Consider the following 12239-nt stretch of genomic DNA (forward strand, 5'->3'; position numbering starts at 1 on the left):
CCCGTTCGGCTGAGGTCGGATGCGCGACAGAGGCTTGACTACTTCAGCAGGACCTTCTCCAGTCGCCGCCCGGTGAAGAAGAGACCGATCGCCATCATTCCCGCCAGGTAGGCGGCGTGCCCGAGCGTCGCCCACCCGATCGTGCCGAGGGTGATCGCGCGAACCATCTCGACCGCGTGCCACAGCGGCGTGATCCGGATGAGCACCTCGAAGACGGTCGGGTAGTTGGAGATGGGTGCGAAGGTGCCCGAGAAGAGGAAGAGCGCGAACTGGGAGGTCATCAGGATGTCGAAGTCCTGCCAGCCGCGCAGCATCGAGCTGATCGCCATGCCGAGGGCGCCGAAGGCGAAGCCGACGAGGATCGTCGCGGGGAAGGCGAGCAGCGCGCCGCCGATCGAGGCGAGCCCCATCGCGACCATGATCATGAGGAAGACGGCGGTATAGAGCGAACCCCGCATGATCGCCCAGGTCAGCTCGCCGAGCGCGATCTCGAAGGGACGCACCGGGGTCGCGAGGATCGCGTCGAAGGTGCGCACGTATTTCATCTTGAAGAAGAAGTTGAAGGTCGTCTCCGCCATCGCCCCCGACATCGCCGAGGTGGCGAGCATCGCCGGGGCGACGAACATGGCGTAGCTGACGACCGAGCCGTCGCGCAGGGTCAGGTCGCCGACGAGCGCGCCCACCCCGATGCCGATCGAGAGCAGGTAGAGCAGCGGCTCGAAGAAGCCGGAGACGAGGACGAGCCAGTAGGACGGGCCGGAACGCAGGGCACCGATGTTGCGGTTGATGACCGCGCCGATCCGGCTGGGCGAGACGAGCCCGGCACGGACGGCGGTCCCGGTGATGAGGGTGGTGACCATGGTCGTCAGTTCTCCAGCTTCCGGCGGAACGCGCGGGTCGCCAGCAGGTAGCCGACGACGAGCCAGGCCAGCAAGTAGGCGACGTGCAGCGCGACGGGCCAGGTCGGCGCGACGCCGAGGGTGGCGGACCGGCAGAGCTCCACCCCGTGCCACAGCGGCGACGCGTAGGCGACCGGCCGCACCAGCAACGGGAGCTGATCGACGGGGAAGAAGACCCCGGCGAAGAGCGTGGACGGGATGACGCCGAAGCGGAACAGCAGCGCGAAGTAGTTGTCGTTGTCGATCGTGGCGGAGAACGCGGTCACCGGGGCGGCGACCGCGGCACCGAGCAGCCCGCAGACGAGCGGGGTGACGACGGTCCACCACGAGTGAAGGGCACCGAACAACCCCGCGACCAGCAGGAACGCGAGGCACGCGACCAGGACCCGGAAGACGATGTAGAGCAGGCCGCCGCCGACCATGTCGCGGACGCCGACCGGGGTGGCCCGCATCGCGTGGAAGCCGCGGGTCCAGCGGAAGTCGCCGAGGATCGGGAAGGTCGACTCCCCCACCGCCATCTGGAACGCCGTCGAGGCGAGCACGCCCGGCGCGATGAAGGAGAGGTAGTCCATTCCGTCGAGGCCGCCGTTGGCATTGACGTAGCCGCCGACCCCGACACCGATGCTGAGCACGAAGAGGACGGGCAGCACGAAGGCGGAGAAGGCGGACGCCCAGAAGAGGCGCCGATAGCTGGTGAGCTGCCGCTCGAGGACGGCGATGGTGGGGTGTGCCACGGCCTAGTCCACCAGCGTCCGGCCGGTGAGGTGCAGGAACACGTCCTCCAGTGTGGAGCGGCGGACCAGCACGCTGGTCGGGGCCAGCTCGCGCAGGTGCACCTCTCCCACGGCGGCGTCGCCGTCGGATGCGTAGAGCAGGATGCGGTCGGGCAGCACGTCGGCCCGCTCGCCGATCCCGGCCAGCTTGCCTGCGTACTCCTCCAGCGGGCCGTCGCCGAAGCGCAGCTCGACGACCTCGCGGGTGGAGTACTTCTCGATCAGGGAGCGGGGCGAGCCCTCAGCCACGATCTTGCCCGCGTCCATCACGACGAGCCGGTCGCAGAGCTGCTCCGCCTCATCCATGTAGTGGGTGGTGAGCACCAGGGTGACGCCGCGCTGCTTGAGCCGGAAGAGCCGCTCCCAGAGCAGGTGCCGGGCCTGCGGGTCGAGGCCGGTGGTGGGCTCGTCGAGCAGGACCAGGTCCGGCTCGTTGACCATGGACCGGGCGATGGTGAGCCGCCGCTTCATGCCGCCCGACAGCGGCTCGACCTTGCTGTTGGCCCGGTCGGTGAGCTGCACGAACTCCAGCAGCTCGTCGGCGCGGCGGCGGCCCTCGGTGCGGCTGATGCCGAAGTAGCGCGCATAGGTCGTGAGGTTTTCCCGGACCGTGAGGTCGGGGTCGAGGTTGTCGAGCTGCGGGCACACCCCGAGCCGCGCCCGGATCCGGGTGCCGTCGCGCACCGGGTCCATCCCGAGGATGCTCAGCTCGCCCTCGGTGGGCCGCGAAACGCAGCTGATCATGCGCATGGTGGAACTCTTGCCCGCGCCGTTGGGCCCGAGGAAGCCGAATGCCTCGCCCGGTGCCACGTCGAGGTCGATGCCGTCGACGGCGGTGAAATCGCCGAAGCGTTTCACTAGGCCACGGGCGCGAATCAGGGGCTGCTCTGTCACATGCGCGACCCTAGACCTAACGTCCGACAGTCGAGCAACCGGATTTCACTCCGCAGGCAGGTGCAGCATCCAGACCGTGCCGTCCAGGCCGGGGATCCGGCGCCGGACCAGCCGGGACCCGTCGTCCTGCAGCTCCGAGCTGAGAATCGTGGCCGTGACGCGTTGCCGGATCGCGTCTGGTACGCCACCCGGCCGCTCCAGCACCACGCGCTGCGAGGCCAGATCGCGCAGCACGGTCACGTGCTCCCGCTCCTCGACGACCTCGGTCGGCGTGACGATCATCGCCCGGCCGTCCCAGACCGCCTTGCTGATCTCGTGCCAGCCGATCCGGCGCCCGGCGAGCCACAGGCCCCGGTTGGTGGCGACGGCTGCGCCGCCGTCGGTCACCGGCGCCCACGCGAGCACGCGCTCCTCGGGGGCGAGCTTCGGCCGCAGCTCGGCGGGGATCCTGTCCCGCCCGAATAGCTTGATCACCAAGCACCACCCACTGCCGTCTCCTTCAGCGCCCGTGCGGTCGCCTCCAGCGAGACGAGCTCGCTGAAGAGCGCGAAGTAGTCGTCCTTCTGCGAGACCGGGTTGACCCGCTGCAGCTTGGACTTGAGCGTCGCGACCCGCCGGTTGACCGCGGCGAGCTGCAGCCGGGCGACCGTGACGTTGACGTAGTGCGGGTCGGGTTCGCCGTCGTAGCGGACCTGCTCCACGGCGAGCTGCATCACCATCGACTGCGCGGCGAGATCGTTGCACTCGGTCCGGATCGCGTCGATCCAGACCGGTCCGGCGGCACCCCGCGCCGCACCGCCGACCGCCGCGATCGCCTCACGGACGGCGATGTGGACCGGATCGGTGTAGCACTCGACCTCGGTGTTGTCGAAGAGCGGACCGGCGAGCGCGGGTGCCTGGATCGCGAGCTTCAGCGCCTCGCGCTCGACCAGCAGCATCGGGTCGTCGGGGCGGGTGGCGGGCTGGGGGCGCTGCCCCTCGGCGGGGCCGCCCTTCGTGGCGTCGGTGACGGCCCGCTGGACCACCTCGACCTCCATGCCGAGGCGTCCGGCGAGCAACCGGCCGTACTCCGGGCGCAGGGAGCGGTCCTTGATCTGCGCGACCAGCGGTGCGGTGGCCCGCAATCCGCCGATCCTGCCCTCCGGACTGTCCAGGTCGAATTTGGCGAGCGTCGTGCGCAGGGCGAAGGCGACCAGCCGCTCGCGGGAGGCGACGAGATCGCGTACCGCCAGATCGCCCTTGGCGAGGCGCAGCTCGCAGGGGTCCATCCCGTCCGGGCCCACGGCGATGAACGTCTGGGCCACGAAGCGCTGGTCGTCCGCGAAGGCCCGCAGCGCGGCCTTCTGCCCGGCGGCATCGCCGTCGAAGGTGAAGATGATCTCGCCGGAGAAGGTGTCGGTGTCCATCAGCATCCGCCGCAGGACCGAGATGTGGTCGGAGCCGAAGGCGGTGCCGCAGGTCGCGACAGCGGTGGGTACGCCGGCGAGGTGGCACGCCATCACGTCGGTGTAGCCCTCGACGATCACTGCCTGCCCCCGCTTGCCGATCTCGCGACGAGCCTGGTCGATCCCGTAGAGCACGTGCGACTTCTTGTAGAGCGGGCTCTCCGGCGTGTTGAGGTATTTCGGCCCGTCGTCGTCCTCGAAGAGTTTGCGGGCGCCGAAGCCGATCACGTCGCCCGACGAGTCCTTGATCGGCCAGAGCAGCCGCCGCCGGAAGCGGTCGATCATGCTGCCGGAGCGGGCCGGTTTGGCGAGGCCGCCGGTCTCGATCTCCTGTGCGGTGAATCCGCGCTGCCGGAGGTGCTTGGTGAGCTGGTCCCAGGCGTCGGGGGCGAAGCCGCAGCCGTAGCGCTCGGCGGCCTCCCGGTCGAAGCCGCGCTGGGCGAGGAACTCCCGCGCCATCCGCGCACCCGGCGTCAGCAGCTGCTCGGCATAAAACTCGGCGGCGGCGGCGTGCGCGGCGATGAGGCGCTGGCGCAGACCCTGGTTCTGCTGGATCGGGGCGGAGCCGCCCTCGATGTAGCGCAGCTGGATGCCGACCTTGGACGCGAGCTTCTCGACCGCCTCGCTGAAGCGCAGGTGGTCGATCTCCATGATGAAGGTGATCGCGTCGCCACCCTTGCCGCAACCATGGCAGAAATAGACATTCCGCCCGGCAGCCACGGTGAACGACGGGGTCTTCTCATCATGAAACGGGCATAGGCCCTTGAGGTTGGAGCCGCCGCCCGGACGCAGCGTGACGTGCTCGGAGACGACATCGGCGACGTTGGCCCGCTCACGCACGAGCGCCACGTCCTCGTCCCTGATCCGACCCGCCGCCATGGGATACATCCTGCCCCGTCGCGATGATCATCGCCAGCTCAACCCTGCCGGGTGTGACTTCATGATCACCTAGACCTGGCCCGGAGCCGATACCCTCTGCGACGTGTCCTCTCCAGACTGTGTGCCGGACGACCTGACGATCGCGCTCGCCGAATACCAGCAGCTCGCCGACGCCGGTCGCAAGGTGACCGAGCAGTCCGGTGCCCGGTTCAACTTCTTCCTCGTCGTCGCCACTGCCGTCGCGGCGGTCTCGGCGGGCATGGTCTCCGGCGGTGGCATGACGGATGCCAAGCTCGGCGCGATCGGCACACTCGGCGTACTCACGCTGATCATGGGTTTGGCGATCTTCGTGCGGCTCGTCGAGTTCTCCAAGCGCGGGATGCGCTACGGTGCGGCACACGAGGCGCTGCGAACCTATCTCGCGCGGCGATCACCGCAGCTCGCACCCTATATGATCATGCCGATCATCGGTGATCACGCCGTGCTGCGGACCCGGCCGGGCTGGCGGCGCGACGCGATCAGCCTCGCCGGGACGGTCGGCCTGCTCAACAGCATGCTCCTCGCGCTCGCCGGTGGGCTGCTCGCCGGCGGCACGATCACCGGCTGGGTGCCGGTCGCGGTCACGATCGCCCTTTTCACCGCCTCCTATGTCCTGCACCTGCGGTATGTCCGGCGCGCGATGCGGACCTGCGCCCGCGAGATCGCCGACCTGATCCGCGAGCGCGGACTCGATGAGCCCGCCGCGCCTGCCGCTGCCGCCGTCGCCGCTTCGGAGATCACGTCTGGTTCGAGGAATCAGACGTGATCAACGACCAAGGTCGCGTCTGATTCCCCGAACCAGACGTGATCTTCCACCAGGCGACGCGGCCCGGGCGCTGCTAGCGGACCAGGCGCTTGTGCCAGGAGACCGCGCCCAGGTCCGTCAGGGACGCGACCTGGTCGATCACCACCCGCAACCTCGCCGCGTCGTCGGCGGCTTCCTTCCACAGCGACGCGAAGACCGGGTCGAGTGCCGCCGGTCCCCGCTGCACCAGCACCGAGACGAGGTCGGTGAGGATGACGCGCTGGCGGGCCGGCTCGTCGCCTCGGCGGTTCATCACGTAGCGCCACGCGATGCCCTTGAGCAGCGCGCACCGCACCCGGTCGGCGAAGGGCACGATCAGGTCCGCGTCGTAACGCGACAGCGTGTCGTCGCCGAACCGCTCCCGGGTCGCCGCGACCGCACCGTTGACGAACCGTCCGGTCAGGACAGACGTGACGCCCTTCAGCGCGGCCTGGGCCCGGTGCGAGCCGTCGTAGTCGCGCAACCGCAGCAGCACCGGATCGGCGAGCAGCTCCCGCAGTGCCTCGCCGAGCGTCGCGGTGGACTCGCCCGAGTAGAGCGCTGCGACATCGGCGCAGACCGCCGCCTGCTCATCGGGGTCGCGCAGCTTCTCGAAGAGGATGAGCCCGCAGAAGACGCCGTCCTCCACGTCGTGCACCGAGTAGGCCACGTCGTCGGACCAGTCCATCACCTGCGCTTCGAGGCATTGGCGCTGGTCGGGGGCACCCTCGCGGAGGAAGGCGAAGACGGGGGCGTCGTCGGCGTACACGCCGAATTTGCGTTTGCCCTCGACCCGGAACCACGGGTATTTGCAGATGGCGTCGAGCGAAGCACGGGTCAGGTTGAGACCGGCGCCCTCGACCTTGGCCTCCAGCCGGGAGATGACCCGCAGCGTCTGCGCGTTGCCCTCGAAGCCGCCGCACCGGCGCGAGACCGCGTTGAGCGCGTCCTCGCCGTTGTGGCCGAAGGGCGGGTGGCCCAGGTCGTGGGCGAGCCCGGCGACATCGACGACATCGGGGTCGCAGCCGAGCCGGGCGCCGAGCTCCCGGGCGATCTGCGCGACCTCCAGGGAGTGCGTCAGCCTGGTCCGCAGGAAGTCGTCGCGGCCGTCAGCGGTGTGCACCTGCGTCTTCGCGGCGAGGCGGCGGAACCCGGCCGAGTGCAGCACCCGGGCGCGGTCGCGTTCGTAGGGGCTCCGCGCGCCGCCGGTGTCCTTGGCCGGCTCGCTGACGAACCGGGCCGCGCCGTCCGCATTCACCTGTTTGACTCTAGTCAATGATCGGGTCGGGCGCCTTGAGCACGCAGAACTCGTTGCCCTCCGGATCGGCGAGCACCACCCACGGCACGGTCCCCTGACCGATGTCGACGTGCCGGGCACCCATGTTGACGAGGCGCTCGATCTCGGCATCCTGGTCGTCGGGGCTGAGGTCGAAGTGCAGCCGGTTCTTGCCGGCCTTGCCCTCGTGCGCGGGGGTGAAGTAGAGGCAGGGCATGCCCAGATCGGCACCGATCATGATCTCGCCGTTGCCCTCGTGCAGGATCGGATAGCTCAGCACCTCGGCCCACCATCGGCCGAGCCTCGCCGGATCCGCCGCATCGACGACCACTCCGTACCACCGCAGCCCCAAGACACACCTCCGCCGCAATCCCGCATGGCTGGTCCGACCCAGGCTACTTGTTTCCGACGGGTTGCACAGCCTATCGAGTGTCCGATCCGCCATCGGGCAACGCGGCACGCCCCGCCTCCAAGCGCGCCACCGGTACGCGGAACGGCGAACAGGACACGTAGTCCAAGCCGGCCTCATGGAAGAAGTGGACCGAGTCCGGGTCGCCACCGTGCTCGCCGCAGACACCGATCTTCAGATCCGGCCTGGTGGCGCGGCCCTCGTCGACGGCGATCCGGACGAGTCGGCCGATGCCGTCGCGGTCCAGGGACTCGAAGGGCGAGACGCCGAAGATGCCGAGCTCCAGGTACCGCGTGAAGAACGCACCCTCCACATCGTCGCGGGAGAAGCCCCAGCCCATCTGGGTCAGGTCGTTGGTGCCGAACGAGAAGAACTGGGCGCTCTCGGCGATCTGTCCGGCCGTCAGGGCGGCCCGGGGTACCTCGATCATGGTGCCGATGAGGGTCGGCACGTCGACGCCCGTCTCGGCGGCGACATCGCGGAGGACCTGGAGGGCTTCGTGGCGGACCGCCTCGAGTTCTTGAACCGCTCCGACCAGCGGGACCATGATCTCCGGATGCGGGTCACCGCCCTCGCGTGCCACGGCCGCGGCCGCCTCGGCGATCGCGCGGACCTGCATCGCGAAGAGGCCGGGGATGACGAGGCCGAGGCGGACACCGCGCAGGCCGAGCATCGGGTTCTGCTCGTGCATGCGCTTGACCGCGGCGAGCATCGCCACGTCGTGCGGGTGCGGCGTTCCGGTCGCCTCCGCGACCGCCACCTGCACCGCGAGCTCCTCCAGCGGCGGCAGGAACTCGTGCAGCGGCGGGTCGATCAGCCGGATCGTCACCGGCAGCCCCGACATCGCGCGCAGGATCGTGACGAAGTCGGCGCGCTGCAACGGCAGGAGCGCGGCGAGCGCCGCTTCCCGCTCGGGTGCGGTCGAGGCGAGGATCAGGGACTCGACGAGCCCGCGCCGGTCGCCGAGGAACATGTGCTCGGTGCGGCACAGGCCGATGCCCTGCGCGCCGAAGCGCCGGGCCCGGGCCGCGTCGTCACCGGTGTCGGCGTTGGCCCGGACCGCGAGCCGCCGCTGCGCGTCGGCGTGGGTGAGCAGCCGGTCCACGGCGAGGACCAGCGGTTCGCCACTGCGGTGGCCCTCGAAATACTCCACCACCGGGCTCGCCTGCACCGGCACCTCGCCGACGTAGACGCGGCCGGTCGTGCCGTCGATCGAGATGACGTCACCCTCGACCACGGTCGTGCCGTCCACAGTGAACTGTCCCTTGGAGACGACGATGTCGTCGGCGCCGCAGACGCAGGTCTTGCCCATGCCCCGGGCGACGACGGCGGCGTGGCTCGTCTTGCCGCCCCGGTTGGTGAGGATGCCCTGCGCGGCGATCATGCCGGGCAGGTCGTCGGGGTTGGTCTCGCGGCGGACCAGGATCACCTTCTCGCCCTCGGCGGCCCACTGCACGGCCCGCGCCGAATCGAAGACGGCGCGACCGACGGCGGCACCCGGCGACGCCGCGATGCCCCTGGTCAGCGGCCGGATCTGGGTCGCGGCGAAGGCCGGGAACATCAGGTGCGCGAGTTGCCCGCCGGTCACCCGGCGCAGTGCCTCGTCGAGGTCGATGACGCCCTCGTCGACAAGCTGGGTGGCGATGATGAAGGCGGCTGCGGCGGTGCGCTTGCCGACGCGGGTCTGCAGCATCCACAGCTTGCCGCGCTCGATCGTGAACTCGATGTCGCAGAGGTCGCGGTAGTGCTGCTCCAGCACGTTCATGATGCGAACCAGCTCGGCGAAGCTCGCCGGGTCGAGCTGCTCCAGATCGGCGAGCGCGACGGTGTTGCGGATGCCCGCGACGACATCCTCGCCCTGCGCGTTGGCGAGGTAGTCGCCGTAGACGCCACGCGCGCCGGTCGCCGGGTCGCGGGTGAAGGCCACCCCGGTGCCGGAATCGGAACCGGTGTTGCCGAAGACCATCGCGACCACGTTGACGGCCGTGCCGAGATCGGCCGGGATGCGCTCCTGCCGGCGGTAGAGCACCGCGCGGTCCGCGTTCCAGGAGTCGAAGACCGCGAGGATCGCCAGCTCCAGCTGGTCGCGCGGCTCCTGCGGGAAGTCCCGCCCGGTGTGATCTTTGAAGATTCGCTTGTACGCCGAGACCAGCTCCCGCAGATCGTCCACGTCCAGGTCGAGGTCGTCGGTCGTGCCGCGGTGCAGTTTCGCCGAGTCGATCGCGTGCTCGAAGGACTCCCCCGGCACCCCGCAGACCGTCTTGCCGAACATCTGGATCAGGCGGCGATAGGAGTCCCACACGAACCGCTCGTTGCCGGACCGCTTGGCGAGCCCGTGCACGCTGACATCGGTGAGCCCGACGTTGAGCACGGTCTCCATCATGCCGGGCATCGAGAATTTGGCGCCGGAGCGTACCGACACGAGCAGCGGATCGTCGGCGTCGCCGAGGGTCTTGCCCATCGTCGCTTCCAGCTGGCGGAGATGCGTGTCGATCTCCTGCGCGAGCTCGGCGGGCTGCCGCTTGTCGGCGAGGTAGGCCCGGCAGGCCTCGGTGGTGATCGTGAACCCGGGCGGCACGGGCAGCCCCAGCCTGGTCATCTCGGCGAGATTCGCACCCTTGCCGCCGAGGAGATCCTTGAGATCCCGATTGCCCTCGGCGAAGTCGTAGACATATTTGGTGGTCATTGCTGGCCTCCCATGGCGCCTTAACGCTCCCTTAGGCCGGACGTTATATCCGATGGGTCCGGGCGGGAAACGCTTGGTGATACATGGCACAGCTGTCACCTTTGTCGCGTTCATACTAGTTCATGGACACGCTCCCACGAGCACAAACAAGCCGATATGTTGCCGCCGGAGCAGGCCCCCCAAGATCGCCGCAACTCTTCAAGAGTTGGTCCTAAAACCCCGTTAGGACCAACTCTTGAAGAGTTGCGGCGATCTTGGGGCGGCCGCGGACCGTGAGGACGACGTGTCTCACGGAACGATCTCCGTCTGGCGTGGGGATCGATGATCGTGGAGACTCTGTGGCATGGATTTCAGCGAGGCCGAGCTCACCGCCAACCCGCACGAGGTGCTCACGCGGCTGCGTGAGGCCGGACCGGTGCACCGGTTCGATCTCATGCCGGGCACGGACGGCTGGCTGATCACCGGCTATGACGACGCGCGCCGTGCGCTCACCGATCCCCGCCTCTCCAAGACCGCGATGATCAACGGTCGGCTCGGCGGCGGCGTCTTCCCCGCCGAGATCCAGCGGGCGATCAGCCTGCACATGCTCAACGCCGACCCGCCCGATCACACCCGGCTGCGCCGCCTCGTCTCGGCCGCCTTCACCGCCCGCCGGATGGAGGGGCTGCGGCCGAGGGTCCAGGAGATCACCGACGCGCTCATCGCCGACCTCGCCGGCCGGGAGACCGCCGACATCATCGACGACTTCGCCTTCCCGCTGCCGTTCACGGTGATCTGCGAGCTCATCGGCGTACCGCAGGTCGACCGGGACAACTTCCGGGCCTGGTCCAACACCCTCGTCGGCGGTGCGACCGATCCCGAGCAGGCGTTCCACGCCATCACGTCGATGACCTCATATGTCCGCGGCCTCGTCGAGCTCAAGCGCAGCGAGCCCGACGACGCGCTGCTCAGCGCCATGATCGACGTGACCGACAGCGGTGACCGGCTCAGCGAGGACGAGCTCACCTCGCTCGTCTTCCTGCTCCTCGTCGCCGGGCACGAGACGACGGTCAACCTGATCGGCAACGCGATGTTCCTGCTGCTCTCCCGGCCCGACGACGCGGCGGCGCTGCGGGCGGACGAGTCGCTGCTGCCGGCGGCGGTCGAGGAGTTCCTCCGCTATGAGAGCCCGGTGAAGACGACGACCTACCGGATGACGACCGAGCCGGTCACCGTCGGCGACGTGACGATCCCGGCCGACGCGATCGTCATCGTCTCGCTGCTCTCGGCCAACCACGACAGCGGGACCTTCGCCGACGCCGAGGTCTTCGACCCGGCCCGCGTCGACGCCCAGCAGCACATCGCGTTCGGCTACGGCATCCACTACTGCCTCGGCGCTCCGCTGGCCCGGCTGGAGGGGCAGATCGCGGTCGGCTCGCTGCTGCGGGCGTTCCCAGCGCTGGCTCCGGCCGAGCCGCTCGACGAGCTGACGTGGCGCCCGGGCATCCTGCTGCGCGGGCTCAACCACCTGCCGGTGAGACTGTCATAGCCTGGTCGTAGCGTTGTCGGTGTGAACGATCTGATCATCGGCACCGATGGACTCGCCCGCTGTCGCTGGGGTGGCAGCACCCCCGATTACGCCTTCTATCACGACAACGAGTGGGGTCGGCCGCTGCACGGCGACGACGCCCTCTTCGAGCGGGTCAGCCTGGAGGCGTTCCAGTCGGGGCTCTCCTGGATCACGATCCTGCGCAAGCGGGAGTCGTTCCGGGCCGCCTTCAGCGGCTTCGACATCAAGCGGGTCGCCGAGTTCGGCGACGACGACGTGACCCGCTTGCTCGGCGACGCGGGCATCGTGCGCAACAGGTCCAAGATCGAGGCGACGATCGCCAACGCTCGGGCCGCGCTCGATCTGCCCGACGGCCTGTCGGAGCTGCTGTGGTCCTTCGCGCCGAAGCCCCGGAAGGCGCCGAAGGATTTCAGCGGGGTGCCCGCGACCACGCCCGAGTCGATCGCGATGGCCAAGGCGCTCAAGAAGCGCGGTTTCCGCTTCGTGGGCCCCACCACGGCCTATGCGTTGATGCAGGCCACCGGCATGGTCAACGATCACCTGGCGGGCTGCCACGCACGAGGGGACTGACGTCGGCCGCCCGTCCCGCTAGGGTTGGCAGCGGTA

General features: G+C 69.3%; 11 protein-coding genes. 3 read left to right on the plus strand and 8 right to left on the minus strand.

What is annotated here, in order from left to right; all coding sequences use genetic code 11:
* Positions 1 to 38 precede the first annotated feature (38 nt).
* Genes F4553_RS15100 through dnaG form a run of 5 tightly spaced genes read right to left on the minus strand, consistent with a single transcriptional unit; the run spans position 39 to position 4890 of the window.
* Positions 39 to 860, minus strand: coding sequence for an ABC transporter permease (locus F4553_RS15100; RefSeq protein WP_184836481.1), 822 nt, complete (start codon positions 858 to 860; stop codon positions 39 to 41).
* A 5-nt stretch (positions 861 to 865) separates the two neighbouring features.
* A complete protein-coding gene (locus tag F4553_RS15105) occupies positions 866 to 1633 on the minus strand; it encodes an ABC transporter permease (protein ID WP_184836483.1) in 768 nt (255 codons plus the stop codon).
* Between the two features lie 3 nt (positions 1634 to 1636).
* Complete coding sequence (locus F4553_RS15110) at positions 1637 to 2566, minus strand: ABC transporter ATP-binding protein (RefSeq protein WP_184836485.1); 930 nt, start codon at positions 2564 to 2566, stop codon at positions 1637 to 1639.
* A gap of 45 nt (positions 2567 to 2611) precedes the next feature.
* Entirely contained in the window at positions 2612 to 3040 is a 429-nt protein-coding gene (locus F4553_RS15115) for a hypothetical protein (RefSeq protein WP_184836487.1), read from the minus strand.
* Positions 3037 to 4890: a DNA primase gene (gene dnaG / locus F4553_RS15120; protein ID WP_184836490.1), complete on the minus strand. Its 1854-nt coding sequence runs from the start codon at positions 4888 to 4890 to the stop codon at positions 3037 to 3039. Before dnaG ends, F4553_RS15115 begins: the two co-directional genes overlap by 4 nt.
* Before the next feature lie 103 nt (positions 4891 to 4993).
* Here dnaG and F4553_RS15125 point away from each other — a divergent pair, with 103 nt between their 5' ends.
* Positions 4994 to 5695, plus strand: a complete 702-nt coding sequence (locus tag F4553_RS15125) for a hypothetical protein (RefSeq protein WP_184836492.1) — start codon at positions 4994 to 4996, stop codon at positions 5693 to 5695.
* A 73-nt stretch (positions 5696 to 5768) separates the two neighbouring features.
* Here F4553_RS15125 and F4553_RS15130 read toward each other — a convergent pair whose 3' ends face one another.
* The 3 genes from F4553_RS15130 to ppdK form a co-directional block, all read right to left on the minus strand.
* Positions 5769 to 6971 carry a deoxyguanosinetriphosphate triphosphohydrolase gene (locus F4553_RS15130; protein WP_184836494.1) on the minus strand — a complete coding sequence of 401 codons (1203 nt, stop codon included), beginning with the start codon at positions 6969 to 6971 and terminating at the stop codon, positions 5769 to 5771.
* A 10-nt stretch (positions 6972 to 6981) separates the two neighbouring features.
* Entirely contained in the window at positions 6982 to 7341 is a 360-nt protein-coding gene (locus F4553_RS15135) for a VOC family protein (RefSeq protein WP_246466350.1), read from the minus strand.
* Between the two features lie 70 nt (positions 7342 to 7411).
* Entirely contained in the window at positions 7412 to 10084 is a 2673-nt protein-coding gene (gene ppdK, locus F4553_RS15140) for a pyruvate, phosphate dikinase (RefSeq protein ID WP_184836498.1), read from the minus strand.
* A gap of 343 nt (positions 10085 to 10427) precedes the next feature.
* Here ppdK and F4553_RS15145 point away from each other — a divergent pair, with 343 nt between their 5' ends.
* Both F4553_RS15145 and F4553_RS15150 read left to right on the plus strand, forming a co-directional pair.
* Positions 10428 to 11612, plus strand: coding sequence for a cytochrome P450 family protein (locus F4553_RS15145; protein WP_184836500.1), 1185 nt, complete (start codon positions 10428 to 10430; stop codon positions 11610 to 11612).
* 21 nt (positions 11613 to 11633) lie between these two features.
* Positions 11634 to 12203 (plus strand): DNA-3-methyladenine glycosylase I, encoded by a 570-nt coding sequence (locus F4553_RS15150; RefSeq protein ID WP_184836502.1) that lies wholly within the window; start codon positions 11634 to 11636, stop codon positions 12201 to 12203.
* Positions 12204 to 12239 lie beyond the last annotated feature (36 nt).

Origin of the sequence: Allocatelliglobosispora scoriae (assembly GCF_014204945.1) — a bacterium.
In the GTDB taxonomy this organism is placed as follows: domain Bacteria; phylum Actinomycetota; class Actinomycetes; order Mycobacteriales; family Micromonosporaceae; genus Allocatelliglobosispora; species Allocatelliglobosispora scoriae.

Coding starts and splice junctions, on each gene's coding strand:
- F4553_RS15100 (WP_184836481.1), bottom strand. CDS start 860: ATGGTCACCACCCTCATCACCGGGACCGCCGTCCGTGCCGGGCTCGTC.
- dnaG (WP_184836490.1), bottom strand. CDS start 4,890: ATGGCGGCGGGTCGGATCAGGGACGAGGACGTGGCGCTCGTGCGTGAG.
- ppdK (WP_184836498.1), bottom strand. CDS start 10,084: ATGACCACCAAATATGTCTACGACTTCGCCGAGGGCAATCGGGATCTC.
- F4553_RS15145 (WP_184836500.1), top strand. CDS start 10,428: ATGGATTTCAGCGAGGCCGAGCTCACCGCCAACCCGCACGAGGTGCTC.